This is a genomic window from Streptomyces sp. NPDC040718, assembly GCF_055593565.1.
In genome coordinates, this window is record NZ_JBVIXO010000010.1 from 89,250 (window position 1) to 115,148 (window position 25,899).

24 protein-coding genes are annotated in these 25,899 nt (G+C 74.0%); 14 read left to right on the forward strand and 10 right to left on the reverse strand.

Annotation, left to right across the window (positions count from 1 at the left end; genetic code table 11):
• The first annotated feature begins 166 nt into the window (after positions 1-166).
• On the forward strand, positions 167-322 hold the full coding sequence (locus ACZ597_RS24215; protein ID WP_401242781.1) for a DUF6131 family protein: 156 nt from the start codon (positions 167-169) through the stop codon (positions 320-322).
• A 115-nt stretch (positions 323-437) separates the two neighbouring features.
• Here the strand turns inward: ACZ597_RS24215 and ACZ597_RS24220 are convergent, their stop codons facing one another.
• A complete protein-coding gene (locus ACZ597_RS24220; protein WP_471333697.1) occupies positions 438-896 on the reverse strand; it encodes a MarR family winged helix-turn-helix transcriptional regulator in 459 nt (152 codons plus the stop codon).
• 124 nt (positions 897-1,020) lie between these two features.
• On the opposite strand from ACZ597_RS24220, the gene ACZ597_RS24225 reads away from it, so the two are divergent.
• Together ACZ597_RS24225 and ACZ597_RS24230 are read left to right on the forward strand one after the other, a co-directional pair.
• Positions 1,021-1,293 carry a hypothetical protein gene (locus ACZ597_RS24225; protein ID WP_471333700.1) on the forward strand — a complete coding sequence of 91 codons (273 nt, stop codon included), beginning with the start codon at positions 1,021-1,023 and terminating at the stop codon, positions 1,291-1,293.
• Between the two features lie 87 nt (positions 1,294-1,380).
• Positions 1,381-2,346 (forward strand): aldo/keto reductase, encoded by a 966-nt coding sequence (locus ACZ597_RS24230; protein WP_471333703.1) that lies wholly within the window; start codon positions 1,381-1,383, stop codon positions 2,344-2,346.
• 25 nt (positions 2,347-2,371) lie between these two features.
• Here the strand turns inward: ACZ597_RS24230 and ACZ597_RS24235 are convergent, their stop codons facing one another.
• The 3 genes from ACZ597_RS24235 to ACZ597_RS24245 all read right to left on the reverse strand — a co-directional run bounded on the left by ACZ597_RS24235 (position 2,372) and on the right by ACZ597_RS24245 (position 4,725).
• Positions 2,372-3,325, reverse strand: coding sequence for an MASE1 domain-containing protein (locus tag ACZ597_RS24235; protein ID WP_471333705.1), 954 nt, complete (start codon positions 3,323-3,325; stop codon positions 2,372-2,374).
• Between the two features lie 54 nt (positions 3,326-3,379).
• Positions 3,380-4,204 carry a PP2C family protein-serine/threonine phosphatase gene (locus tag ACZ597_RS24240; protein ID WP_471333708.1) on the reverse strand — a complete coding sequence of 275 codons (825 nt, stop codon included), beginning with the start codon at positions 4,202-4,204 and terminating at the stop codon, positions 3,380-3,382.
• Between the two features lie 134 nt (positions 4,205-4,338).
• Positions 4,339-4,725: a barstar family protein gene (locus ACZ597_RS24245; RefSeq protein WP_471333710.1), complete on the reverse strand. Its 387-nt coding sequence runs from the start codon at positions 4,723-4,725 to the stop codon at positions 4,339-4,341.
• Positions 4,726-4,915: 190 nt separating this feature from the next.
• Here ACZ597_RS24245 and ACZ597_RS24250 point away from each other — a divergent pair, with 190 nt between their 5' ends.
• A complete protein-coding gene (locus tag ACZ597_RS24250; protein ID WP_471333713.1) occupies positions 4,916-6,169 on the forward strand; it encodes a serine hydrolase domain-containing protein in 1,254 nt (417 codons plus the stop codon).
• 100 nt (positions 6,170-6,269) lie between these two features.
• The gene (locus ACZ597_RS24255; protein WP_471333716.1) at positions 6,270-6,959 is read left to right on the forward strand and encodes a hypothetical protein; all 690 of its coding nucleotides are present in this window, start codon (positions 6,270-6,272) and stop codon (positions 6,957-6,959) included.
• On the opposite strand, the gene ACZ597_RS24260 is transcribed toward ACZ597_RS24255, so the two are convergent.
• Together ACZ597_RS24260 and ACZ597_RS24265 are read right to left on the reverse strand one after the other, a co-directional pair.
• Complete coding sequence (locus ACZ597_RS24260; protein ID WP_471333719.1) at positions 6,949-7,473, reverse strand: GNAT family N-acetyltransferase; 525 nt, start codon at positions 7,471-7,473, stop codon at positions 6,949-6,951. The genes ACZ597_RS24255 and ACZ597_RS24260 overlap by 11 nt on opposite strands.
• Before the next feature lie 114 nt (positions 7,474-7,587).
• The gene (locus ACZ597_RS24265; RefSeq protein WP_471333721.1) at positions 7,588-8,487 is read right to left on the reverse strand and encodes an MBL fold metallo-hydrolase; all 900 of its coding nucleotides are present in this window, start codon (positions 8,485-8,487) and stop codon (positions 7,588-7,590) included.
• A gap of 101 nt (positions 8,488-8,588) precedes the next feature.
• Between ACZ597_RS24265 and ACZ597_RS24270 the strand changes: the two genes are divergently transcribed.
• The 4 genes from ACZ597_RS24270 (at position 8,589) to ACZ597_RS24285 (ending at position 12,382) form a co-directional block, all read left to right on the forward strand.
• Positions 8,589-9,551 (forward strand): AraC family transcriptional regulator, encoded by a 963-nt coding sequence (locus tag ACZ597_RS24270; RefSeq protein WP_471333724.1) that lies wholly within the window; start codon positions 8,589-8,591, stop codon positions 9,549-9,551.
• Positions 9,552-9,618: 67 nt separating this feature from the next.
• Positions 9,619-11,190: an alpha/beta hydrolase gene (locus ACZ597_RS24275; protein ID WP_471333727.1), complete on the forward strand. Its 1,572-nt coding sequence runs from the start codon at positions 9,619-9,621 to the stop codon at positions 11,188-11,190.
• A 105-nt stretch (positions 11,191-11,295) separates the two neighbouring features.
• Positions 11,296-11,466 (forward strand): hypothetical protein, encoded by a 171-nt coding sequence (locus ACZ597_RS24280; RefSeq protein ID WP_007262051.1) that lies wholly within the window; start codon positions 11,296-11,298, stop codon positions 11,464-11,466.
• A 133-nt stretch (positions 11,467-11,599) separates the two neighbouring features.
• On the forward strand, positions 11,600-12,382 hold the full coding sequence (locus ACZ597_RS24285; protein WP_471333729.1) for a 3-hydroxybutyrate dehydrogenase: 783 nt from the start codon (positions 11,600-11,602) through the stop codon (positions 12,380-12,382).
• 40 nt (positions 12,383-12,422) lie between these two features.
• Here the strand turns inward: ACZ597_RS24285 and ACZ597_RS24290 are convergent, their stop codons facing one another.
• Positions 12,423-12,839, reverse strand: a complete 417-nt coding sequence (locus tag ACZ597_RS24290) for a hypothetical protein (RefSeq protein ID WP_471333732.1) — start codon at positions 12,837-12,839, stop codon at positions 12,423-12,425.
• Positions 12,826-16,065, reverse strand: a complete 3,240-nt coding sequence (locus ACZ597_RS24295) for a M36 family metallopeptidase (RefSeq protein WP_471333734.1) — start codon at positions 16,063-16,065, stop codon at positions 12,826-12,828. Before ACZ597_RS24295 ends, ACZ597_RS24290 begins: the two co-directional genes overlap by 14 nt.
• Positions 16,066-16,376: 311 nt before the next feature.
• Here ACZ597_RS24295 and ACZ597_RS24300 point away from each other — a divergent pair, with 311 nt between their 5' ends.
• Positions 16,377-17,861: a glycoside hydrolase family 18 protein gene (locus ACZ597_RS24300; protein ID WP_471333737.1), complete on the forward strand. Its 1,485-nt coding sequence runs from the start codon at positions 16,377-16,379 to the stop codon at positions 17,859-17,861.
• 49 nt (positions 17,862-17,910) lie between these two features.
• Here the strand turns inward: ACZ597_RS24300 and ACZ597_RS24305 are convergent, their stop codons facing one another.
• Positions 17,911-18,324, reverse strand: a complete 414-nt coding sequence (locus ACZ597_RS24305; protein ID WP_471333739.1) for a Fur family transcriptional regulator — start codon at positions 18,322-18,324, stop codon at positions 17,911-17,913.
• 189 nt (positions 18,325-18,513) lie between these two features.
• Between ACZ597_RS24305 and katG the strand changes: the two genes are divergently transcribed.
• Positions 18,514-20,745, forward strand: coding sequence for a catalase/peroxidase HPI (gene katG / locus ACZ597_RS24310; protein WP_471333742.1), 2,232 nt, complete (start codon positions 18,514-18,516; stop codon positions 20,743-20,745).
• Between the two features lie 58 nt (positions 20,746-20,803).
• Here katG and ACZ597_RS24315 read toward each other — a convergent pair whose 3' ends face one another.
• On the reverse strand, positions 20,804-21,289 hold the full coding sequence (locus tag ACZ597_RS24315; protein ID WP_471333744.1) for a DUF6193 family natural product biosynthesis protein: 486 nt from the start codon (positions 21,287-21,289) through the stop codon (positions 20,804-20,806).
• 65 nt (positions 21,290-21,354) lie between these two features.
• Between ACZ597_RS24315 and ACZ597_RS24320 the strand changes: the two genes are divergently transcribed.
• From ACZ597_RS24320 to ACZ597_RS24330, 3 genes are all read left to right on the forward strand, one after another.
• Positions 21,355-23,199: a serine/threonine-protein kinase gene (locus ACZ597_RS24320; protein ID WP_471333747.1), complete on the forward strand. Its 1,845-nt coding sequence runs from the start codon at positions 21,355-21,357 to the stop codon at positions 23,197-23,199.
• A 110-nt stretch (positions 23,200-23,309) separates the two neighbouring features.
• Positions 23,310-24,659: a cytochrome P450 gene (locus tag ACZ597_RS24325; protein WP_471333750.1), complete on the forward strand. Its 1,350-nt coding sequence runs from the start codon at positions 23,310-23,312 to the stop codon at positions 24,657-24,659.
• A complete protein-coding gene (locus ACZ597_RS24330) occupies positions 24,656-25,891 on the forward strand; it encodes a cytochrome P450 (RefSeq protein WP_471333752.1) in 1,236 nt (411 codons plus the stop codon). The genes ACZ597_RS24325 and ACZ597_RS24330 overlap by 4 nt, the downstream gene beginning before the upstream one ends.
• The last annotated feature ends 8 nt before the right edge of the window (positions 25,892-25,899 follow it).

The following is a 25,899-nucleotide window of genomic DNA, read 5'->3' on the forward strand; positions in this document are numbered from 1 at the left end:
CCCCCTGAATCGAATGCGTCGCGGCGCCTCGACGCCGCGTGTTCACCCCAGGGTAGTCGCGCCGTCACGGCGGGAGGCGACCGGCCTGCCCGGTTCCGTTTCGACCGGCGACCGACGCATTGCGGCGCCGGAAGTGGGCAGACGCCCACCGGAGATCGGAGAAGCCATGATCATTCTGGGTGTCATCCTACTGATCGTCGGCTACGTGGCCGGCATAGCCATCCTCTGGACCATCGGCATCATCCTGGTCCTCGTCGGCCTCGTCCTGTGGATCCTCGGATCCGTCGGACACGCCATCGGAGGCCGACGGCATTACTGGTAGCGGTACCGGGCCGGGCGCCGTCCCGGCGCCGGACGGCCGTACGGGCCGGAGGGTTCGGAACCCTCCGGCCCGTACGGCGGCGCCCGCGGGACCCCGGTCGGCGGCCGGCTGCCGGTCAGGCCCCGGCGCCGTGGTCCTCGGGCAGTCCGGTGCCGCCCATGCGCGCGAGCAGGCCGCTGAGGGCCTCGACGTCCGCCGGCGCCCACTCGGGTGCCGCGAAGGCCTCTGAGGCGACCTGGCCGGCGGCCTTGAGGCACTCCTCCAGCCGCCGGCGGCCGGCGTCCGTCAGGGCCGCGTAGGCCACGCGCGCGTCACGGGCGTCGGCCTCGCGCACCACCAGGCCGATCCGCTCCAGCGGGCCCAGCCCCCGGGTCACGCCGGAAGCCGTCAGCCCCAGCGCCCCCGCGAGGTCGACGCGCCGCATCCGGCCGCCCTCCGCCCGCCCGAGGTGGAGCAGGACCATGAAGTCGGCCAGGCTGACTCCGTACAGCGACCCCAGTCGGGAGTCGAACCGTCGCACCAGGGCCGTCTGGGCCTTCACCAGGCGCAGGGACACATCCAGCGCATCACTCATTGACACCTCCTTGACTCCTCAAGCATCAGGGAAAAAGCTTGAGGAGTCAAGGAGCTGTCGAGCATCTCCGTCCCGGGGCGGGTGGCGTATCGTCCTCCCGTTCCCGAAACCGGAGGCGCCGACCATGGGGCTCGTAGGCCTGCTCCTGCTGAACGGCTTCGCCCTGGCCGCCTTCGCCTTCGGCCGCCTCGCCGTCCGACTGGTGCGCCGCGCGCCCGCGTGGGCGTACGCGGCCGCACCGCCGCTGGCGGTCGTCTCCACCGGCTGGGCGCTGGGATGGCTGATGTGGCCCTCGTACGCGGCCGCCCCCGCGGTGCTGGTGTGGTGGCTGGGCGGGCTGACCGGCGCCGTCACCTGGCGGACCTGCCAGGCCCGCACCCACCGGCGGCGCCACTGACCCCCCTGCCCAGGGGGTGTCCGCAAACCGGCTCCGCGACGCCCGGGCGGGCGGCGCCACCTTGCGGACACTCCCTAGGCTGGGCCCGTGACGAGGAACGCGGAGACGGTGACGGGCGGCGGACGGCTGCTGTACGGGTGCATGGGGCTGGGCGGGAGCTGGGAGCCCGGCCCGTACGGCCCCCGGGACGTCGACGCCGCCGAGGAGGCGATACGCGCCGCCCTCGACATCGGGATCACCGCCTTCGACCACGCCGACATCTACCGGCACGGCAAGGCCGAAGCGGCCTTCGGCGAGGTCCTCGCCCGGACGCCCGGACTCCGGGAGCGGATCACCCTCCAGACCAAGTGCGGCATCCGCCTGCCCGGCCGGGACGGCGGCCCCGGCATGTACGACCTGCGCGGCCCGAGCATCGTCCGCCGGGTCGAGGAGAGCCTCGAACGGCTGCGGACCGACGTCATCGACGTGCTCCTGCTGCACCGCCCCGACCCCCTCGCCGACCCGGACTCGATCGCGTCCGCCCTGATGTCCCTGCACGGCCGGGGGCTGGTGCGCGCCTTCGGGGTGTCCAACATGGGCGCCGCCCAGATCGCCCGCCTCCAGGCGCGGCTGGACGTACCGCTGGTCGCCAACCAGCTGGAGATGAGCCTGTACAGCCGCGCCTGGGTGGAGTCCGGGGTGCTGCTCAACACCCCCGAGGGCGCCGGCCACGGCTTCCCCGTCGGGACGCTGGAGCACTGCCTCGACCACGGCATCCGGCTCCAGGCCTGGGGCGCGCTCGCCCAGGGCCGGTTCACGGGGCGGCAGCGGACACCGGCCGAGCACGCCACCGCCGCCCTGCTCGAAGCGCTGGCGCGGAAGAAGGACACCACCCCGGAGTCGGTACTGCTGTGGTGGCTGACGAGGCACCCCTCGGGCATCGCGCCGGTGATCGGCACCGCGCGCCCCGACCGGATCCGCGCCTGCCGCGACGCGGCCCTGGGCCCGTCCGGGCTCACCCACGAGGAGTGGTACGAGCTGTGGACCACGGCCCGGGGCGTACCGCTGCCCTGATCACCCGGGCGTACCGCTGCCCTGATCACTCGTCCCGCCGGCCGGGGGCGAGGTGGGCCACCACCTCGGCCAGGTCATCGCACACCTCCTCGATCTTGAGGCGGACGTTGTTCTGCTCGGTGACCATGGCCGACAGGAGCAGTCCCGTCAGGGCCGCCGCCCCGTTGAGCGCCTGGAGGTTGACCATGACCTCCAGCAGGCTGTGGTGGGCGAAGGGCCCGGCCCGGTCGATCGCCGACCCGACGGCCACCACGGACACCACCAGGGCGCAGGGTGCGCTGCCGGCCAGCTGGAAGCGCACCGCGGCCCAGATGAGCAGCGGGAAGACCAGGAAGAGCAGCGACAGGCCGCTGCGGGTGGCGACCGCCGTCACCACCCCCGCCGCCACCAGCAGCGCGAGCGCCTCGGCCACCCGGTAGGGGTCCCGGGGCGGCCGGGCCACGCGCAGGACCAGCAGCAGCGGGGTGACCAGCAGCACCCCCATGGTGTCCCCGGCCCACCAGGCCGACCACACGCCCCAGAACTTCGCCGTCGGCAGGTCTCCCGTGAGCAGCAGCGTCCCGGCGCCGCCGGTGGCGCTGATCAGCATCGGCAGCAGACCGCCCAGGAAGACCAGTGCCAGCCCGTCCCGGAGCCGGTCGAGCTCGGGCCGGAAGCCCACGCGGCGCAGCAGGGCGTAGGCACACAGCGGGGCCAGGGTGTTCCCCGCGACGATGGCGAGGTCGACGGGACGGAACGCGCTGATCCCCTCGATGGCGAGGTACGTGCCGAGGGCGATGCCCGGCCAGACCCGCGGTCCGAACCAGAGCAGGGCCGCGAGCGCGACGCCGGTGGGCGGCCACAGGGGCGTGACGACCGAGCCCTCGACGACCACCTGCCGCAGCAGGCCGAGCCGGCCGCTCAGGTAGTAGGCGGCGGCGACCCCGAGGATCCGGACGAGCGCCTCGGACGGACCTCGCCATTGCACGGTGCGCACCACAGCATCAGACAACAGCCCGGCCGCCGGGGCGGGGCGTGACACGCCCGGCGGGGATCAGGGGCCCACCGCGTCGTGGCTGAGCACGAGCACCGCGGCGTCGTCGGCGTGGCCGGTGGAGTCGGCCACCTTCATCACCTCGGCCGCCAGCTCGTCGGGGTCGCCGCCGGCCGCCTCCCTGACGATCCGGACCACCCGCTCCAGGCCGACCTCGATCGGGAAGGCCGGGCCCTCGACCACACCGTCGGTCAGCAGGACGATCGAGCCCGCCTCGGTCAGCCGGCGCCGGGTGACCGAGTACCGAGCCCCGGGGACCGTGCCCAGGGGCGGTCCGCCCGCGTCCTCGGCCACGCCGTACCGGCCGGCGGTGGTGGCCCAGACGGTCGGCACGTGGCCGGCCCGGGCGCTGGCGAGGTCGCCGGTGCGCGGGTCGTAGCGGAGCAGGCTGCACGTGGCGAACAGCTCGCTGTCGAGGGAGAGCAGTACGTCGTTGGCCCGGCCGAGCACCTCGCCCGGGTCGGTGACGACGGCCCCGACGGCGCGCAGGCAGACCCTGACCTGCCCCATGAAGGCGGCGGCGGCCACGTCGTGCCCCTGTACGTCGCCGATGGAGAAGGCGAGGGCGTCCTCGGCCACACGGAAGCCGTCGTACCAGTCGCCGCCGATCTCCAGGCCGTGCTGGGCGGGCGCGTAGCGGGCCGCCGTGCGCAGCCCCGGCAGGACGGGCAGGGAGGAGGGCAGCATCTCGCGCTGGAGGGCCTCGGCCAGCTCCACCCGGGCGTGCTGGAACCTCGCCCCTTCCCGCGCCTGGGCGCTGAGCCGGCCCAGCATGCTCAGCAGGTCGGCGCTGTCGGGCCGGTGCGGTTGGCGCCGAGGGGTCACGGACCCCTCCGGGGTATGTGCATGGTCTCCCTGCTCCCGCCGCGCGAAGATCCAGGGCAATCATATTTCGGCCGGGCGGATTCCGCCGGGCGCCAGCTGCCGGGCCGGACCCGGCCTGGTCCGACGGGCACGGCCTAGCGCAGTACCAGGGCGCCGGGGGCCTGGTACTCGATGATGTCCACCAGCCGGTCGAAGACCGTCGGGCCGCGGCCCTCGCGGGCGGCCGCGAGGTCCCGGGCGACCCGTTCGCGGTTCGTGGGGTGGCAGCGGCGCAGCCGGTCCTCCAGTATCCGGGCGGTCTCCGCGTGGCCCAGGGCCCGCCGGGACTGCCGGTGGTCGTGCCACTCCACCGTGAAGGATCCGTCCTCCGGTGTGCCGAACCCGCCGCGCAGACAGTCGTTGAAGGCGTCGAGGTTCTTGCCGAAGTAGCCGCCGGGGCCGTTGACGGCCTCTCCTATCACCAGCCAGAAGTCGTCCAGGGTCCGGATCCGCTCGCCGTCCAGCACGTAGGTCGTCGTCATGCTCCGATCCTACGGGCCGCCAACAAGCCATTTTCTGACTGAAAATGACAGGGCTTCGGCCGGAACCTCAATGCCCTGCTCTGCATCATCTTGCGTAGGACCTTGATCGACTCGAAGCGCCGCCCGCCCCTCACCACCGGCGGCCGGCCTCCGGGTCCGGGTACCGCACCGACCGAGTACGAGGAACACCGTGCCCCTGCCTTACAACCGCCGTCTGGCCGTCAGCGCCGCCCTGCTGGCCACGGTCGCCGCCGTGGTGCCCGCCACCACCGCCCAGGCCGCGCCCGCCGCCTTCCCGCAGGCCGCCGGGACGGCCGCCACCGCCACCCTGCCGGAGCCCGATCTGGAGGCCGTGTCCCAGGCGTTGCGCAACACCGCCGCCGCCGGGGCCCCCGGCGCGCTGGCCCGCATCGGCGAGGGGAAGAACGCCCTGGTCGAGAAGGTCGGGGTGCGCGACAGGGGCACGGGCCAGGCCATGGACCCCCAGGCCCGCTTCCGGATCGGCAGCGTCACCAAGACGTTCTCGACGGTCGTGCTGCTCCAGCTCGTGGACGAGAAGAAGATCGAACTGGACCAGCCCGTCAACCGCTACCTGCCAGGCCTGCTGCCCGACGACCGGATCACCGTGCGGCACCTGCTGAACCACCGCAGCGGGCTGGCGGACTACACGAACGCCATGTTCGACAAGACCGTTCCCGGCTTCGAGGCCGTGCGCAACAAGGTGTTCGGCTACGACGAGCTGGTGAAGCTCTCCCTGGCCGAGCCGCGCACGACGGAGCCGGGCGTCGCGTACAAGTACTCGAACACCAACTTCGTGGTCGTCGGCATGCTCATCGAGAAGGCCACCGGCCGGCCGGTGGCCAAGGAGTACGAGCGCCGCATCATCAAGCCCCTGAAGCTGCGCAACACCTCGTACGTGCACCCCGACGCGAAGATCAAGGGACTGCACACGCACGGGTACCTCACCCCGGACGAGGCCGGCGCCCCGCTGGTCGACTCCACCGAACAGACGGTGTCGTGGGCCCAGTCGGCCGGTGCGATGATCTCCAACCCGGCGGATCTCGCCACCTTCATGTCCGCGCTGGTGAGCGGGAAGCTGGTGGCGCCCGCGCTGCTGGACCAGATGCTGGCCATGACCCCCACCGACGCGACCAACACCCGTTTCTACGGGCTGGGCCTGCGCCGCTACGACCTGTCGTGCGGTACGTCGGTCTACGGGCACACGGGCACGGTGCAGGGCTTCTACACCTACGCGTTCGCCACGCGCGACGGCGCCCGCACCCTCACCGCCATGGCGAACACCTCGAACCAGGGCGCGGCGAACACCGCCCTGGGCGGCACCCTCGAAGGGGCCTTCTGCGGCAAGAAGCCGGTGAAGGCCACCGCCCGCGGCTTCGCTGCGGCCCCGGCCGACGTGGACCTGCCGGAGCGCAACGCCCGATGAGGGCGGGCCGCCGCGGGCTCCGGCCCGCGGCGGCCTTCCGGCGCCGGCCCGGTAGGCTCGGGCGGCGAACGGCCGTCACCTCCAGGGGGTTTCCACCGGTATGACCATCCACCGCCCCGGCCTGCCCGGGGACCTGCCGCCCGCCGAGGTGCTCTGGGCGCACTGGGCCCTGACCGCGGTGCTGGGGGCCACCACCGAGGCCGAGGGCCAGGGCGTCCACCGCACGGGGCACTGGGTCGACGCGGAGGGGCTCCACCTCGACGACTGCGGCTGCACCTGGTGGACCTTCGCCCCGATGGGAGGGGGCCGGTACGTGCTCTACGGCGAGGACGAGTCGAGCGGCGTGAAATGGCACGAGCCGGCCGTGGACATGCTGGCGGAGGCCCCGGACTGGCTGCCGTACGAGACCCTGCGCGACCTGCTCGGCAGCTGGGAGCTCGGCTGCGTCTACTGGTACGAGAACGGCTCCTGGGCCCGGGCGCCCTATCCGGACGACCTGGACGACGACGGCCTGGACTGCGGGATGAGCCGTTTCGCGGAGCGCCGGGAGGTGCTCGACCTGCTCTTCCACGGGATCTGGGACGGCTGCCGCTGCGCCCCGGCCGCCGACCGCCGGGAGACCGCGGCGGGGCTGCTGGACGCCGCCGTGCGCCGCGAGCTCACGCCCGGGGCGCTGGAGGAGCTGGCCGCCGACTGCGCCTGCGGCCGCTGGGACCTGCCCGCGATGCTGCGCGCGCTGGGCCCCTCCGGGCTGGCGCAGGACTCGCCGGCCGCTCCCGTCAGAGCGTGATCCAGTAGCGGCGCTTCGGGCCGACCAGGGTCTCGCGCACGTCTTCCAGGACGCCGCCGTTGCGCTCGATGGTGCGGGCGGAGGCCTCGTTGCCGGGGTCGCAGGTGAGCAGGACCCGGTCCGTGCCGAGCAGCCGCGCCTCGTGCAGCACCTCGCCCAGGGCCCAGGTGGCCAGGCCGCGCCCGCGCGCCGAGGGGCGGACGCTGTAGCCGATGTGGCCGCCCGCGTCGAGCAGGAAGGCGTTGAGGTAGTGCCGCAGGTCGATGGCGCCGAGGTAGGTGTCGCCCTCGGTGATCCACCAGTGGCTGGCGTGGACCCGGCCCTGCTCGACGGGCGCCGTGCGGTCGGCCTGGCGGCGGAGCTTGTCGGTCCAGTCGGCGAAGCCCTGCGGGGTCGTGACGTCGTCGGCGGAGCCCAGCCCGGCCCCGTCCATGTGGGCGTCGGGCCCCCATTCCTCCTGCGCGGAGAGCCAGGAGGAATACAGGCGGGGGGCGGGGGCGACCAGTTCGGGCATGCCCCGGACCGTAACAGTCGGATGATCCGATTCCGCAATCCGGCCCGGATCACGGCCGCCGGTCACGCCCGCTGATCACGCCCGCTGATCACGCCCGCTGATCACGCCCGACGGTCACGCCCACCGGCTGATGCCGAAGCCCGCTCCCTCCCGGCGGACCTCGACGGCTCCCCCTCCGCCGAAGTGGGCGGGCACCACCAGCTCCCGCAGGTCCGCGGCCCGGCCGAGGACCTGCCGGCGCGTGGCGGCGGCCTGCCGCGGGTCCGCGCAGAAGCAGCTGTTGCAGGAGGGGGCGAGGATCTGGACCGGGCTGTGGACGAGGTCGCCGACGAAGACGGCCCGGTCACCGCCGGAGGCCAGCCGCAGCACCGACGAACCGGGCGTGTGGCCGGGGGCGGCCTCCAGGGTCAGGTGCTCGTCGATGCGGTGGGACCCTTCCCAGAGCACGGCCTGCCCGGCCCGGTGCACGGGCGCGACGCTGTCCTCGTAGATCAGCCGGTCGTCCTCCCGCGCCCCCTTCGCGTACCCGCCGCGCGGGCCGAAGTGGTGGTCGTCGGCGGCCGGGATCAGGTAGCGGGCGTTGGGGAAGGCGGGTATCCACTCCCCGGCGGCGTCGACGGTGTTCCAGCCGACGTGGTCGGCGTGCAGGTGCGTGTTGACGACGTAGTCCACGTCCCCCGGGTCGACGCCCGCCCGGGCCAGGGCTCCCAGGAAGTCGCCTTCCCTCCGGTGGAACAGCGGGGTGCCGGGGCGCTCGCGCCCGTTGCCCACGCCGGTGTCGACGACGACGGTGGTGCCGCCGCTGCGCAGGACCCAGGTCTGCAGGGCCATCACCGCCCGGCCGTCCTCCGCCCGCATGTGGTCGGGGGCCAGCCAGTGCTCGTTGTCCTTCCACGTCCGCTCCCCCGCCTGGGGGACCAGGTCCGTCACCGGGCCGAAGGGTCCCTGCCACTCGATCACCCGGATGACCTCGACGTCGCCGAGGACCATGCCGTTCCCGTTCGTGTTCTCCATGATCGTCACTGTACGAAGGCTCCGGTGAGCGGCTCAATGCTCCGGATGCTCTTCGGAATACGGGAGCGGCTCACGCCGAGCGCCTTCGCTAGGCTGGCGCGGTGGATGTGGTGAGCGACGCGATCTCGGCCGTACGGGTCGGCAGGCCCTCGTCCGACCGGATACGGGTGGACGGCAGCTGGTGCGCGCGGTTCGCCCCGTACGACGGCGCCGGCTTCCACGTCGTTCTGGAGGGCGGCTGCTGGCTGCTGCCCGACGGCGGCCCGCCCGTGTCGCTGGGCGCGGGTGACGCGGTGCTGCTCCCGCACGGCACGGGCCACGTGATCGCCGACTCCCCCGCCGACGCGCGGGCCGTGGCGCGGGCGGTGCCGTTCGAGTCGCTCAGGGCGGGGTGGCGGGGCCCCGGGCCCCGGGGCGGCGGCGCCGGCGCGGTGGAGATGCTGTGCGGCAAGTACCGGCTCGACCGCAGCCGGGCGCATCCGTTGATGGCGGAGCTGCCGCCGGTGGTCCACCTGCCGAACCGGGTGGGCCGCCATCCCGAACTGCGCTCCGCGATCGATCTGCTGGGCCGCGAGCTCGGCGGGCAGCGGCCGGGGGCCGGCGTCGCGGTGCCCAGCCTGCTCGACCTGCTCCTCGTCTACATGATCCGCTCCTGGCTGACGGCCGAGGGCGCGGCGGGCAGCTGGCCGGCCGTACTGGGGGATCCGGTGGCGGCCGCGGCCCTGCGGGCGCTGCACGCCGACCCGGCCGCCCCGTGGACCAACGAACGGCTGGCCGCCGAGGCGGGCGTGTCCCGCCCGACGCTGGCGCGGCGGTTCACGGCCCTGGTGGGGCGGCCTCCGATGGCGTACCTCACCTGGTGGCGGCTGAACCTCGCCGCCGCCCTCCTGCGCGACACCGGGGATCCGCTGGCCGCGGTGGCGCGCCGGGTCGGCTACGGCTCGCCGTACGCGCTGTCGCACGCCTTCAGCCGCGAGTTCGGTACGACTCCGGGCCGGTACCGGGCCCGGGAGGCGGCGGGCGCGGGGGCCGCCGGACAGGGGACGGACCCCGGCGAAGACTGACCGGAATCCGCCCCTACACTTTGTCCTTCGTTTACCCATGCCCTCCGAACCGCGCAGGAGCCCACGCATGCCCCACCTCATACGCCGCCCCGTCCGGGCGGCGGTCCTGGCCGCCGCCTCCTTGCTGGCGGTCCCCGCCCTGGCGGCCTGCGGCAGCGATGCGAAGGCTCCGGCGCAGGCGAAGCCCTCCGGGTCGGCCGGCGCCACGGCGCCCGCCCCGCTGCCCCCGCTCCCCGCCGCCCTGACCGGGCAGAAGCCCGAGTGGCGGACCTGCCCGGCCCCGTCGGCGGCCCAGGGCGGCGGCAAGGCCCCGGGCGCGGCCTGGGAGTGCGCGAGCATGAAGGCGCCGCTGGACTACGCCAAGCCGGCCGGCGAGAGCATCGACGTGGCCCTGATCCGCAAGAAGGCCACCGACGCCGGCAAGCGGATCGGCTCCCTCGTCTACAACTTCGGCGGCCCCGGCGGCTCCGGCGTCCGGACGCTCCCGCAGGCCGCGGACGCGTACAAGAAGCTGGGCGCGGTCTACGACCTGGTCAGCTTCGACCCGCGCGGCGTGGGCAACAGCGCACCGGTGCTGTGCCTGGACGACAGGACGCTCGACGAGGACCCGGGATCCGGCAACACCCTCGACGACATCAAGAAGTTCACCGACGCCTGCAAGCAGAAGTCCGCGAAGCTGCTCCCCCACGTCGGCACGGCCGACACGGCCCGCGACATGGACCTGATGCGCCAGGTCCTCGGGGACCGGAAGCTGAACTACTTCGGCATCTCGTACGGCACCCAGCTGGGCGGCGTCTACGCCCACCTGTTCCCGAAGAACGTCGGCCGCACCGTGTTCGACGCCGTCGTCGACCCCACCGCGGACGAGGCCCAGATCAGCCTCGGCCAGGCGAAGGGCTTCCAGCTGGCGCTGGAGCACGCCATGAAGTACTGCCGGGACAAGTACACCGCCAACTGTCCGACCGGCCCGAGCGACGCCGAGGGCAACAAGCGGATCAGCGAACTGCTGGAGAAGCTGAAGGCGAAGCCCGCCGCCACGGAGAGCGGCCGCAAGCTGACCTCCGACCTCGCGCTCACCGGCATCGCCGCCAGCCTCTACGACAAGGAGACCTGGGAGTACCTCGTCCAGGGACTCGGCGAGCTGCGCCAGCTGGGCACGGGGAACAACCTGCTGATGCTCGCGGACTACTACACCGGGCGCGGCGAGGACGGGCGCTACGACAACTCGCAGGCCGCGCAGGCGGCGATCAACTGCGTCGACACCAGCCGCCGGTACACCGTCGAGGAGAAGACCGCGCAGGAGCCCGCCTTCCGCGCGGCCTCCCCGGTGTTCGGGCCGGAGATGGTGGAGGGCCTGCTCGGCTGCTCCCAGTGGCCGGTCCGCGGCACCGGCGACAAGCCGCAGGTCGCCGCCGAGGGCGCGGCCCCGATCGTGGTGATCGGCAACACGGGCGACCCGGCCACCCCCGTCGAGGGTGCCAAGCGCATGGCGGACTCGCTCGGCCGGGGCGTCGGCGTCAACCTCACCGTGAAGGGCGAGGGGCACGCCACCTACGGGAAGAACTCCTGCGCCACCAAGGCCGTCGACGCGTTCCTCGTCGACGGCACCGTTCCGGCGGACGGGACCCAGTGCTCGTGAACGCCCATCTCCGCCCGTACCGACCTCTGTTCGGCTGCCGCCAGGCCGCCGCCTACACTTGTGCCGCCCGGCCCGCGGTGCCGGCTTCAGGGGAGTGAATCCTAAGTGAGCAGCACCAGCAGTGATGCGCCGATCTACGCCCAGCTCGTACGCGAGCGCGGCGACGTGCCCGGCCAGGTCCGACGGGAGGCGGAGGAGATCCTGCGCCACCTGGCACAGGTGATGGCCTGGCGTCCCTCGTCGGCCGGCCTGCCGAACTGGCGCCCCCACCAGTAGGACGGGCGGCCCGGGGCGGGCACCACCGCGCCCCGGGCCGGCCCGCGGTGGTGCCCGCCGCCACAGCGCGGCCGCCGAGTGTGGCGGTGGCGCACATCGGCACGGGGTCGTGCACGTCCCTAACGTTCGGGGCATGAGCAGCGAGATCAGCACCTCATCCGGTGGAACGGCGCCCGTCCTCGCGGGGCGCGTGGCCCTGGTGACCGGCGGCGGCAGCGGCATCGGGCGGGCCTGCGCGGTGGCGCTCGCCGGCGCGGGGGCCTTCGTGCACGTCGTGGACGTGGACGCGCGGGCCGCCGGGGCGGTGGCGGAGCTCGTCGGCGGGCGGGCCCATGCCGTCGACCTCGCCGACGCGGACGCGATCGGCCGGCTGCCCGCCGAGGCCGACGTCCTCGTCAACAACGCCGGGCTGCAGCACGTCGCGCCGATCGAGGACTTCCCGCCCGAGCGGTTCGAACTGATCCAGAAGGTCATGGTCACCGCCCCGTTCCTGCTGCTGCGGCGGACCCTGCCGTACATGTACGGGCGCGGCTGGGGGCGCGTGGTCAACATCTCCAGCGTCCACGGGCTGCGGGCGAGCGCCTTCAAATCCGGGTACGTGACCGCCAAGCACGCGCTGGAGGGGCTCAGCAAGGTGACCGCCCTGGAGGGCGCCCCGCACGGGGTGACGAGCAACTGCGTGAGCCCCGGCTACGTGCGCACCCCGCTGGTGGAGCGGCAGATCGCCGCCCAGGCCGAGGCGCACGGCATCCCCGCCTCCCGGGTGGTCGCCGAGGTGCTGCTGCGGGGCTCCGCGATCAAGCGGCTGATCGAGCCCGAGGAGGTGGCGGCGGTCGCCCTGTGGCTCTGCGGGCCGCACACGGGCCATGTCACCGGCACGTCGGTGCCGATGGACGGTGGCTGGACCGCGGCCTGACCCGGCACGGGCCCGCGTCCGGCGCGGGCCCGTCGGCCCCTCAGCCGACCACCAGGGTCAGGGCGGCCGGTGTGCGGTCCGCCCGGGGTACGGAGATCCGGCTGGTGCCGGGGCTCACGGCCCGGATCTCCCAGTCCCGGTGGCCGGACCGCGCCAGGTTCTCGATCCGGATCAGCAGCACGGATCCGCCGGTGAGGACCGGCTGCCGCTCTTCCCGCCCGGGCAGCCGCAGCAGGGCCGTCTCACCCACGGCGAGCCGTCCCGTGAAGCCGTCGTCCGCCGGGCCGAGCACCCGGCCGCGTGCCGGAGCGGGTGGGCCCGGGGTGGCGCCCGTGCCGGTCACGGGAGTGCCCGTCGCCGGAGTGCCCGGCCGCGCGGCCTCCGGCACGCCGCTCCCGCACCCGGTGAGGAGTGCGAGGGCGGCGAGGCAGGCCAGGCGGCGGTCAACCGCCGTCACGGACGTTGAACCGCAGCAGGGTGTCCACCTGCTTCTGCAACTGGAGCCGGGTGGCCGCCGGATTGTTGTAGACGGCCTCGGCCGCGGCGACGGCCGCCCCGAAGGTCGAGTCCGGGAGCCAGTTGCCGTCCGTGTCCACCCGGGTGGTCAGGTCGTACGACCCGTTGGCGAAGTTCAGCCACGCCGCCAGCAGTTGCTGGGACAGCAGCTTCCTGGGCTCGGGCGAACCGTTGGCGAGGACCGCGTACGCCTGGGCGCGGGTCAGCGGGCCGTAGACCGTGCTCATGAACGAGGCCACGTCCAGCAGGCACTGCTGCTGGGCGGGGGTGAAGTCGTCGGGTGCCAGGCCGTCGTACTGCTTCATCCAGTAGGCCTGGTTGTGTGCCTGCCTGGTGTTGCCGGTGGTGATGACCGCGGCGGTGTCGGAGGCGCTGCCGCCGTCGTCGTCCCGGCTGGTGAAGGTGAGGGTGGACAGGCAGGCGGCCGCGTACGCGTGCGACTTCTTCGCCGTCAGGGCGCGCGGCTGGACCGAGGGGCTCGGGTCCGGGTCGGTGGCCGGGGGGTTCACCAGGGAGACCAGGTCGTCCGAGGTGCCGTCTCCCCAGTTCCAGGTCAGGGTGAGGTCGTCGCTGCCGGGGTCGGCCGAGGAGCCGGTGACCTCGACCGGGACGCCCGCGTGGGCGACGTAGGCCTTCTGGCCGTTGTACGTGGTCTGGCCGTCGGGGGCGATCGCGGCGGTCGGGGCGGTGTTGCCGATCACCGCGTCGGTGACGGCGCAGCTGCGGGTGTCGTCGTCGGTGCCGCACACCTCGATGCCGAAGGTGCCGTCGTCCCCGTACGTGTGCGGGGCCGTGAGGGTCAGCGTCGCATCGGGCCGGGTGTTCTCCAGCGTGCCGTCCAGGGGCTGGGGGCCGTTGCCGTCACCCCAGTCGACGGTGGCGGTGAGCGGGTCGAGCCAGCCCGGGTCGGTGATCTTCCCGGTCAGGGTGATCTCGGTGTTCTCGGCGGCCGGGGGGACGGCCTGGAGGACGACCGACGGTTCGACGTTCCTGACGGTGACCGTCGTGGAGCCGGTGTCGGTGTTGCCGGCGCCGTCGGTGACCTTCAGGCCGACGGTGAAGACGCCGTCGCGGCCGACGCTGGAGAAGGGGGTGGTCACGCCGGTGGCGTCGTCGTACCGCCCGTCGTTGTCGAGGTCCCAGGCGTACGCCGTCAGGGCGCCGGCCGACGGGGCGGTCCCCTTCAGCGAGGCGGAGGCGTCGAGCGTGACGTCGGCGCCCTCGTCCGTGGTGTACGGGCCGCCGGCGTCGGCGGTGGGCAGGCAGGCGGCCGGGACGGTGCCGTCCGCGGTGACGGTCCGCTGGTCGGCGCTGGAGGCGGCGTTCGCGCCCATGCCGCGGCCCGCGAAGACCCGCCACAGCAGGCACTGGTTGGCGCCGCCGGTGTTGGTCATGTCGGCGGCCATGATGCCGTCGCGGGCGTCGAGGTAGCTCGGCTGGTGGACGGTGTTCTTCATGCCGTCGATGACGATCTGCTGGGTGTAGGCGATGCCCTTGGCCTCGCGGATGTCGTAGACGGTGGCGGCCCAGACCTCGCCGTTGCGGTGGACGCCGCGGGCCGGGTCGAAGCTGCCCCAGCCCTCGGTGGAGGTGTCGTAGGCCTGCGAGCGGATGCCCCGGGCGGCGTTGCCGGTGACGTACTCGCCGACGACCGCGTCGCCCCACTTCAGGAAGGAGATCGTGTCGCTCCAGCCTTCGCCGAGCGCTCCGGTCTGGGGGCCGTCGCCGAGGTCGCCGCCGCCGACCAGCCGGTTGGAGACGCCGTGGCCGTACTCGTGCGCGATGACGTCGCCGTCGAGCGAGCCGTCGCGCCACGGGCGCGACGGCTGCCACATGAACATCTGCATGCGCGGGCTGGCGCCGTCCGGGGGCGTGCCGAAGTTGGCGTTGTTGAGGCAGCGGATCCGGTTCGGCGGTGTGGCGTCGTCCTCGCAGCCGAAGTCCCAGCCGTCCTGGGCCTCGGCGAGCACGGCGTCGTTCTGGGCGCCGCCGCGGCCGAAGTTGGAGGCCTGGAAGTTGCGGGAGGCCTCGTCGAAGCCCAGGGTGTAGAGGTAGTCGTGCATCACGTTGTTGTAGTAGAAGAGCTGCGTGATGACGGGGTTGACGTCGGCGTCGAGGTTGGCCTGGGTGGCGGCGGCGTTGGTGCGCCAGACGTCGCCGAACGCGTAGTCGAAGTGCTGGTAGGCCGGGTCGCCGCTGGGCGGCGACTGCGGCCGGCGCGCGTCGTTCCCGGTGTCGGGGACGGCGTTGTCCCCGTCCTCGTCCCGGTAGGCGTTGACGTTGTTGCCCTGGGTCAGCCGGTCGGCCACCCAGGAGCCGTCCCGCCCCGTGAAGGGGGTGATCGCGCGGGTGGCGCCGGGGACGTCCGGGTGCTGCGCGGTGAACACCCGGCCCTCGGGGCCGTCGTGGTGGTAGCGGCTCTCCCGGCTGAGGATGTCGCCGTCCTCGGCGTCCACCAGCGTCTGGTACCACGAGGTGCCCGAGGCCTCGATGTCGGTGAGCCAGGCCGGGTGCAGCTCGCGGCCGGACCCGCTCGGGTACCAGACCAGCTCGGCGGTGACGTCGTTGGGCTTCATCAGCCTCCGGGCGTAGGGGTTGGCGAACTTCTGCCGTCCCTTGTCCCTGTTGTCGGAGCCCTTCAGCACGCGCCGGACCCGTACGCCCTGGGCGTCGGCCGCCGCGTCCAGGGCGTCCTGCGCGGTCAGTTCGACGCTGCCGGCCGGTTCGCCGGTCGCCGCGGCCCCGCCGATGATCACCAGGCGGCCGCGCTTGTCGACGGTGGCGGTGAGCAGGCCGCCCTCGACGCGCATGCCGTCGATGCTCTGGCCGATGGTCACCTGGCGCGCGCCGTTGTGCCTCGTCGGGTAGGAGGAGGCGATGACGAGCTGCTCCACCTGCCCTTCGGACAGGCCGAAGAGCTCGCGGTGTTCGCGTACGTAGCCGAGTGCCACCTCCTCGGGCGGCGTGGCGGCGGGTTCGGTGAGGTATCCGCCCGACTTGAAGACCATCCGGGCGTGCCCCGTGGCCGGGTCGCGGCGCACGGTGGTGTCCGCGGGTCCGTCGGCGCCGGGCCGCGCGGCGGCGGCCATCGCCGGGGCGAGGGCGAGAAGTATGGCCGTCGCGGTCGTCGCGGTCATCAGCCTGGTACGGAAACGCCTTCTGCTCATGGCCTGGGCCTCCCGAGAGCCAACGCGTCCCCCGGGTCACCAACCGGGACCCGTGAGTTGACCAGTGAAGTAGCGCACCCGGGAAGCGCAGGTCAAAGAGGCTCTCCGGGGTGTGCGCGGCTTCCCGTGCCGAAGGGCGCGCCGGTACTCCGACCGGGTGGGAGGTGCCTTTCCTGAGGCCGTCCTTTCCGCTGCCTTAAGCGGAACCTAAGGCTCGCCGGCGGCGCCCCGAAGCGAACGAATGTCCGTTTCCGGGCGGCTAGCGTGCTGCCCCGTACCCAACTCCCCGGTCATACGAAGGCAGGCACTCCATGGGCAGCAGCACGGGCGGGCACCGGCGCAGGGCGAGCGGCAGGGCGAAGGCCGCGGGGGCGGTCGTGGTGACGGCGGTGCTGGGGGGCGCGGCCTTCGCGTTCACCGGCACGGCCCAGGCCACGTCCGTCGGCGCCGTGTACACCAAGTCCAGCTCCTGGAGCGGCGGCTACACCGCCCAGTACGTGGTCACCAACGGGACCGGCCGGGAACTGTCGGGCTGGACCCTCCAGTTCGACCTGCCGGCCGGGGTGCGGATCGGCTCGCTGTGGAACGGGACCCACACGGTCGACGGGCAGCGCGTCACCGTGAAGCCCGCCGCCTGGAACGGGGCGCTGGCGCCGGGGGCGTCCGTCACCGTCGGGTTCGTGGCGAGCGGCACGGGCGCGGGGACGCCGGGCGACCCCACCCGCTGCCTGATCAACTCCGTGAAGTGCTCGGTGGACCAGGGCGCCACGCCGCTGCCGAGCGGCCGGCCGACGACGGCGCCCACCGCGACGCCCACCGGCCCTCCGACAACCGCTCCCACAACCGCTCCGACGGTCACCGCCACCACGGCCCCGACGGCCGTGCCGACCGGCGCCCCCGTCGGCGGCGCGCGGTTCGCCCCGTACGTGGACACCTCGTTCTACCCCGCGTACGACCTCCTCGACACGGCGGCGAGGACCGGGGTCAAGGAGTTCCACCTCGCCTTCGTCACCGCGGGCGGCGGCTGCACGCCGCTGTGGGGCGGGGTCACGCAGCTCGGCGACGACAAGGTCGCGGCCCAGATCGGCGCGCTGCGCAAGGCGGGCGGCGACGTGCGGGTGTCGTTCGGCGGCGCCGCCGGGCGCGAGCTGGCCCTGAACTGCGCCACCGTCGACGAACTGGCCGCCGCGTACGGGAAGGTGGTCGACGCCTACCGGCTCACCAAGGTCGACTTCGACATCGAGGGCGCCGCCCTGCCGGACACCGCCGCCAACACCCGCCGCGCGCAGGCGATAGCCCGGCTGCAGAAGTCCCACCCGGGCCTCGACGCGGCATTCACCCTGCCGGTGATGCCGGAGGGGCTGACCCAGCCGGGTCTGGCCCTGCTGGCGGACGCCGCGGAGAACGGCGTACGGATCGGCGCCGTGAACATCATGGCGATGGACTACGGGCCGGCGTACTCCGGGGACATGGGCCGGTACGCGGTCCAGGCGGCGACCGCGACGCAGGCCCAGCTCAAGGGCCTGCTCGGGCTCTCCGACACGGCGGCCTGGAAGGCGGTGGCGGTCACCCCGATGATCGGGGTCAACGACGTGGCGAGCGAGGTCTTCGGCGTGGCTGACGCGACGGAGCTCGTGCGCTTCGCCCAGGCGAAGGGGATCGGGCGGCTGGCGATGTGGTCGTCGGCCCGCGACCGGCAGTGCGCCGCCGGCGCCCTCAGCCACGCCGACGCCACCTGCAGCTCCGTGCTCCAGGAGCCGCTGGCCTTCACGAAGGCGTTCGCCGCGTACCGCTAGAGCACGAGCGGAGGCCTGACGGAGTGCCGCTGGAGCGGCGGGCCGGAAGTCAGCCGGTGCAGGACGGACACAGGCCCCGGTAGGTGATGTCGGCCCCGGACACCGAGAAGCCGAAGCGTTCGCCCGCCGGGAGGTCCGCGAGGGGGTTCCCGGCGGGGTGGACGTCCCGGATGAGGCCGCAGCCGGAGCAGACGAGGTGGTGGTGCGGGTGGTGCGCGTTGGGGTCGTAGCGCTTCGCCCGGCCGTCGGTGGAGACCTCCGCCACCTCCCCGAGGGCGACCAGCTCGCCCAGGGCGTTGTATACGGTGGCCCGTGAGATCTCGGGCAGCCGCTCCACGGCCCGGGCGTGCACCTCGTCGGCGGTCAGGTGCACGTGGTCGCCGCCCAGGACCTCCGCGACGACGCGCCTCTGGGACGTCAACCGCCAGCCGCGCCTGCGCAGCCGTTCCAGCAGGTCGCTCATGTCGGCTCACCCTCTCAGGTTCGACGGTCCGCCCGGGGCCGCGGAAGGCCCTCCTGGAGCCGCCGGAATCCGGGCTTGGTCTGCGTCTTGACTTGGACTGTGTCGATCGTAGGATCTGACGCGTTGATAGCCAAGGGTTGAGAAGACCGTTCCTGAACAGCGTGATCCGCCTGGTCCGGAAGGATTTGCATGTCTGAGAACCATGACGCAGTCGTCGCAGACGCCGAAGCACAGGGCGCGGGCGGCTGCCCCGTCGCGCACGAGCGCGCCCCCCACCCCACCCAGGGCGGCGGAAACCGCCAGTGGTGGCCCGAGCGCCTCAATCTGAAGATCCTCGCCAAGAACCCCGCCGTGGCCAACCCGCTCGGCGAGGGGTTCGACTACGCCGAGGCCTTCACGGCCCTCGACCTCCCGGCCGTGAAGCGGGACATCGAGGAGACCCTGACCACCTCGCAGGACTGGTGGCCGGCCGACTTCGGCCACTACGGCCCGCTGATGATCCGGATGGCCTGGCACAGCGCCGGCACCTACCGCATCAGCGACGGCCGCGGCGGCGCGGGCGCCGGCCAGCAGCGGTTCGCCCCGCTCAACAGCTGGCCGGACAACGCGAACCTCGACAAGGCCCGCCGCCTGCTGTGGCCCGTGAAGAAGAAGTACGGGCAGAGCCTGTCCTGGGCCGACCTCCTCGTCCTCGCGGGCAACGTGGCCCTCGAATCGATGGGCTTCGAGACCTTCGGCTTCGCCGGCGGCCGCGCCGACGTGTGGGAGCCCGACGAGGACGTCTACTGGGGCCCGGAGACCACCTGGCTCGACGACCAGCGCTACACCGGCGACCGCGAGCTCGAAAGCCCGCTCGGCGCCGTCCAGATGGGCCTGATCTACGTCAACCCCGAGGGCCCCAACGGGAACCCGGACCCGCTCGCCGCGGCCCGCGACATCCGCGAGACGTTCCGCCGGATGGCGATGAACGACGAGGAGACGGTCGCGCTGATAGCCGGCGGCCACACCTTCGGCAAGACGCACGGCGCCGGCCCCGCCGACCATGTGGGGGCCGACCCCGAGGCCGCCCCGCTGGAGGCCCAGGGCCTCGGCTGGCTGAGCACGTACGGCTCCGGCAAGGGCGCCGACACCATCACCTCCGGCCTCGAGGTCACCTGGACCACGACGCCGACCCGGTGGAGCAACAACTTCTTCGAGAACCTCTTCGGCTACGAGTACGAGCTGACCACCAGCCCGGCCGGCGCCCAGCAGTGGGTCGCGAAGGACGGCGCGGGCGCCGGCACCATCCCGGACGCCCACGACCCGTCCAAGAGCCACGCGCCGACGATGCTGACGACGGACCTCTCGCTGCGCTTCGACCCGGCCTACGAGCAGATCTCGCGCCGGTTCCTGGAGAACCCCGACCAGTTCGCGGACGCCTTCGCCCGCGCCTGGTTCAAGCTGACCCACCGCGACCTGGGCCCCGTCGCGCGCTACCTCGGCCCCGAGGTCCCGTCCGAGACCCTGCTGTGGCAGGACCCTCTGCCGGCCCTCGACCACGAGGTGGTCGACGCCGCGGACATCTCCGCCCTCAAGGAGCGGATCCTCGGTTCCGACCTGACGGTGTCCCAGCTGGTCTCCGTGGCCTGGGCGGCGGCCTCGTCCTTCCGCGGCAGCGACAAGCGCGGCGGCGCCAACGGCGCCCGCATCCGCCTCCAGCCGCAGGCCGGCTGGGAGGTCAACGAGCCCGACCAGCTCGCCGCCGTGCTGCGCGTCCTGGAGGGCGTCCAGGAGTCCTTCAACTCCGCCCAGACCGGCGGCAAGCGGGTCTCCCTCGCCGACCTGGTCGTGCTCGCCGGCACCGCCGCCGTCGAGCAGGCCGCCAAGGACGCCGGCCACGAGGTCGAGGTGGCCTTCACCCCGGGCCGCGTGGACGCCTCCCAGGAGCAGACCGACGTCGAGTCCTTCGCGGCGCTGGAGCCCGCCGCCGACGGCTTCCGCAACTACCTCGGCAAGGGCAGCCGCCTGCCGGCCGAGTACCTGCTGGTCGACCGGGCGAACCTGCTGAACCTGTCCGCCCCCGAGCTGACCGTCCTCGTCGGCGGCCTGCGCGTCCTGGGCGCGAACCACCAGCAGTCCAAGCTGGGCGTGTTCACCGACGCCCCCGGCACGCTGACCAACGACTTCTTCGTCAACCTGCTCGACCTGGGCACGACGTGGAAGCCCGCCTCGGCGGACCGGAACACCTTCGAGGGCCGCGACGCCGCGACGGGCGCCCTGAAGTGGACCGGCACCCGTGCCGACCTCGTCTTCGGCTCGAACTCCGAGCTGCGGGCGGTGGCCGAGGTGTACGCGAGCGACGACGCGGAGCGCAAGTTCGTGGAGGACTTCGCCGCCGCGTGGAGCAAGGTCATGGACCTGGACCGGTTCGACCTGGTCTGAGCGTCCCCGCCCTTCTGATCACGACGCCCGGGCCGGCCGGCCCGGGCGTCGTGGCGCTTCATCGCCCGCGGGTGTCGTCCCCCGGGCGGGCGGGCGCGAGGTCCGCCGGGCGGTGGGCCAGCACGAGGGCGAGCGCTTCTTCCGGGGTGCCGAACTCCTCCACGACGCCGGCACCTTGGCCGTGGCGGACCCGGAACCGCCCGTCGGCCAGCGGCTCGACGGAGGGCAGCGGGGTGACGTACGGGATCGTGGTGGTCGCACTGAACTTCAGGATCATGTGACTGGTGAACGGGTACAGCTGCCGCAGCTCCGGGACGGCGCGGGCCGCCTCGACGAGCTCGACGATCCCGGGGTGGCGCCTGCCCGGGCTGCGGACCATGGCGTATTCGGTCGACCACTTCCAGGACCGGGCCACGCACTCCCACTTCGCCTCCACGGCGGCGGCCGGCCCGCGCCGGTGGGCGGCGGCCAGGTCGACGCGCTCCGGGAACGGGGGGAAGTCCGGGTGGCCGCTCCCGATGGGGCGGAATTCGTTCGGGATCACCACTGGAGTATGGCGGCGCGTCAGGTAGATTTCTAGAAACTCATTCCAATTCTGACGGGGCTGACGTGTTAGAGCTGAGGGGAAGCGGCGCCGAGCCGCTGGAGGCGGACGACCCGCGGCTGATCGGGCGTACGCCGCTGGCGGGCCGGCTGGGCGCCGGCGGCATGGGGCGGGTGTACCTCGGGGTCCTGGACGGACGGTACGTCGCCGTCAAACAGCTCCTCGCCTCGGTCGTCGGCGAGGACGAGGACTTCCGGCGCCGCTTCGGGCACGAACTCGACAACCTCGCCCGGCTGCCCGAGAAGGCCACCGCACCGCTGCTCGACAGCGACCGCACCGCGAACCCCCCCTGGTTCGCCACGGCCTACATACCCGGGCTCACCCTGCGCGAGGCGCTCGCCCTGCACGGCGGGCCGCTGCCCGCGCGGGCGCTGTGGCTGCTGCTGCGGGAGGCCGCGGAGGGTCTGGCGGCGGTGCACGCGCTGGACATGGTGCACCGGGACCTGAAGCCGTCCAACGTCATGCTGACCCTCGACGGGCTCACCCTCATCGACTTCGGGGTCGCCCGGGCCGCCGAACAGAGCCAGCTGACCCGGACCGGGATGGTCGTGGGCACCCCGGCGTACATGGCACCCGAACAGGCCTCGGGGGCGAAGGCGCTGAGCGGCGCCACCGATGTGTTCGCGCTGGGCTCGGTGCTGGCGTACGCGGCCTGCGGCCGGCCGCCGTTCGGCGAGGAGTCCGGCCACGGCGTGCTGTACCGCATCGTCCACGAGGATCCCGACCTGGAGCCGCTGCTGGAGATCGACGCCGGCCTCGCGGAGGTCGTCGCGGCCTGCCTGGCCAAGGACCCCGAGGGCCGGCCGACCGCCGCCGAGCTGCTCGAACGGGCCTCGGAGCAGGGGCCGTTCGAGGCCCCGTCGTGGCCCGCGGCGGTCGCCGGACGGCTGGCCGAGCGGGCGGCGTTCGCGGCGGACGTGCAGGAGATCGACGTACCGACGCTCCCGCTGGGCGGCGGGAAACCCGCCCCGGATGCCGGGACTCCGGCTGAGGCGCCGGCCGCCGCCGCCCGGCCCGACCGGCGCCGCCGTACCAGGGTCCTGCTGGCCGTGCTCCCGGTCGTCGTGGTCGCCGGCGGTACCACCATCGCCGTCCAGTACATCCCGCACGTGACCGCGCCGCCCCGGGCGGGCGCGCAGCCCTCCGGGTCCTCCCCGGCTCCGGGCGGGGCCCAGGGCCCGGGCCCGGCCCCGTCGTCCGCGCCGTCGGGCCCGCAGCCGTCCGCGCCGGGCGGCAGCCCGTCCGGTCCCGCCTCCGCGCCGCCGGGGCAGCAGCCCCCGGCTCCGGGCCAGGGGCCGGGCGCCCAGCCGGCCCCGCCCGCCGCGAACACCGGCGCGGAACCGGGCACGGGCTCCGGCGCGGGGCCCGGCACGGGCACGGCCCCGACGGCCGGCACCCCGAACGGCCCGGGCGGTTCCACCGGCCCCGGCGGCTCCGCCGGCACGCCCGGGGGCGGCGGCACGCCGCCGAAGCCCACCCCGCAGCCCCCCGCCTCCGGCACCCACCGCTACGGCAACGGCGACAACGGCCAGTGCATCACCCAGGTGTTCGGCTCCTCCGACTACGGGAGCTGCTCCGACTCCACGGCCCGGTGGACGGTGCGCAGCCAGGGCGACGGCAGCTTCAAACTGGTCAACCAGCAGACGGGCGGCTGCCTCTACGGCAACATGCTCGGCCAGGCCGTCTTCGTGGGCGACTGCGGCCAGGACCTCGCCCGGACCTGGCGCACGGGCTCGGGCGGCACCCTGCGCAACGACTGGAACGGCGGCTGCCTGGACCTGGGCATGAGCAGCGGCCTCGTCACCAACTCCTGCAACGGCAACGCCTCACAGCGCTGGTCGCCCCAGTAGCCGCCGACGGCGTGTTGGCCACGCGATGTCGGCTCAAGGCGCCCTCGTACGCCGGCCCGCGCCCGCGTACAGTCCGTGCTGCCCGACCTCTGCCGGACAGGAGAACAGCCTTGGCCACACACGCCGTTACCGGGCAGCCCGCCCGGGGAGGGGCTTCCGGAGGGGGCCTGCCGGTACCCGAGCTCGACGCCGCCGACGTCGAGCGGTGGCGGGCCGGAGGGGGCGGGCTGATCGAGCTGCTGGGCCTGGCGCGCGAGCGGCTCGGCGGCCTCGCCGCCGTGCGGATCGGTCCGGAACCCACCGTGCTGGTGACCGGGCCGGAGGCCGTGCAGCACGTGCTGGCCCGCAACCCCGACGGGTACGTCAAGCGCTCCCACCGGGCCCGCCTGCTGATCGGTGACGGGCTCCTGGCGGCGACCGGGGACGCGTGGAAGCGGCAACGGCGGCTGCTCCAGTCGCAGTTCACCGGTACGGGCATGCGCCGGTACGAGGGGCGGATCGCCGCCGCGGCCCGCACCACGGCGGAACGCTGGGCCGGGTACGCGTGCAGCGGGGAGGCCTTCGACGTCGGCGAGGAGATGCGCCGCTTCGCCCTGGACACCATCTGGCGCGCGCTCACCGGCCACCCCCTGGACGACGCCACCGCGCGGGAACTCACCGCCGTGGCGGCCGTGGTGGCGGCCCTGCCGAGCCTGCCCGCGGACGAGGTCGGGGCGCGGGGTTCGGTGGCCGCCGACCTCGCCCGGATCGACGCGGTCGCCCGGCACGCCGTGGCCGCCGCCCGGGGCGGGGAGACGGGCCCGGAGGGTCCGGGGCTGCTCCAGGTGCTGGTGGAGGCGTCCGACACGTACCCGGAGTACACGGACCGGTTGCTGCGCGACGAGCTCGTCACGCTGCTGGTCGCCGGGCACGAGACCACCGCCACCACCCTGACCTGGCTGTACCTGCTCCTCGACCGCCACCCCTCGGCCCGCGACGAGGCCCTCGCCGCCGGCCCGGAGGGCTCCCCGGAGCGCCGGGAGGCCCTGCAGGCGCTGGTCAGCGAGACGCTGCGGCTCTACCCGTCGGCCTGGATCCTGCCCCGGCACGCGGCCGTGGCCGACACCGTCGCCGGCCACGCCGTCCCGGCGGGGACGGACCTGCTGGTGTGCCCGTACCTCACGCACCGCGACCCGGAGCTGTGGCCGGACCCCGAGCGCTTCGACCCCGGCCGGTTCACCACCCCGGGCGCCAAGCCCTCCCGGCAGGGCGCCTACCTGCCCTTCGGCATGGGCCCGCGGGCCTGCCTCGGCACGCAGTTCGCCCTGCGCGAGTCGACCGCCCTGCTGGAGCTGCTGCTGCCCCGCCACGTGCCGGTGTTCGACTCCGTCCCGGCCGGGGCGGAGTACGGCATCACGGTCCGGCCGGACGGCCCGGCCCCGGCGAGGCTGGCTCCCCCGCTCGGCGGGAGGCCCTCGTGACCCTGCCCGAGCGGACGCCGGGACACGCCTGGCGCGACGACCTGTACCGCGACCCGTACCCGCTGTACGCCCGGGCCCGGCGGACCGAGGGGCTGACGTACCTGCCCGCCTTCGACGCCTGGCTGGTGGCGCGCGACCGGGACGTACGGGAGGTGTTGCTGCGCGCGGAGGACTTCTCCTCGGTGAACGCCCTGACCCCCGACGTCGCGCTCCCGGACGCCGTCCTCGGGGTGCTGGCGGGCGGGTTCGGGCCGCGGCCCACCGTCGTCTCCTCCGACGGCACCGCCCACCGCCGGCACCGGGCACCGCTGAACCGGGGGCTGTCCTCCGCCCGGGTGGCGGCGCTGCTCCCGCACGTCCGCTCCTGCGCGCGGGAGCTGGTGGACGGCCTGCCCGCGTACGGGCCGGTCGAGCTGGTGGCGGCGTACGCCCGGCAGCTGCCGGGGCAGGTGATCGGGCGGCTGATCGGGCTGGACCCGGCGGACGTGCCGGCCGCCGTGCACGGCGGCTACCGGGCGGAGGAGCTGCTGTTCCGGCCGCTGTCGCCGCAAGAGCAGGTGGCGGCCGCCGGGGACGTGGTCGCCCTTCAGCACCTGCTGGACGGATACGTACGCGCGCGGCGCGAACGGCCCCGGGACGACCTCTGCTCGGCCATGGTCGCGGCCCTGGCCCCGGGGGCCGGCGCGCTGACCGCGGAGCAGCGCCACGAGCTGGTGGCGAACCTCCAGAACCTGCTGATCGCCGGCTTCCTCACCACCAGCGCGCTCATCGCCACCGCCCTGATGCACCTGCTCGGCGACCGGCGGCAGTGGCGGATGCTCCGCGACGACCCGTCCCTGGTCCCGGCGGCGGTGGAGGAGGCCGCACGCCACGACTCGGCGGTCCAGGCCTTCCGGCGCAGGACCACCCGCCCGGTGACGCTGGCCGGGACCCGGCTGCCCGCCGGGGCGACCGTGCTGGTGGCGTACGGGTCGGCCAACCGCGACGGGCGGCGGCACGAGCGCGCCGACGCGTTCGACATCGGCCGCGGGGCCGCCGGACGGCCGCACCTGGCCTTCGGCTACGGGCCCCACGGCTGCCCCGGCTCCCGGCTGGCCCGCGAGCAACTGCGCCTGACCCTCGACCTGTTCGTCCGCCGCCTGCCGGGTCTGCGGCTGGACGGGGAGCGGCCGCCGCGCATGCGGCCCACCCTGATCCACCGGTCGCCGGAGGAGCTGTACGTGTCCTGGTGAGACCCTGG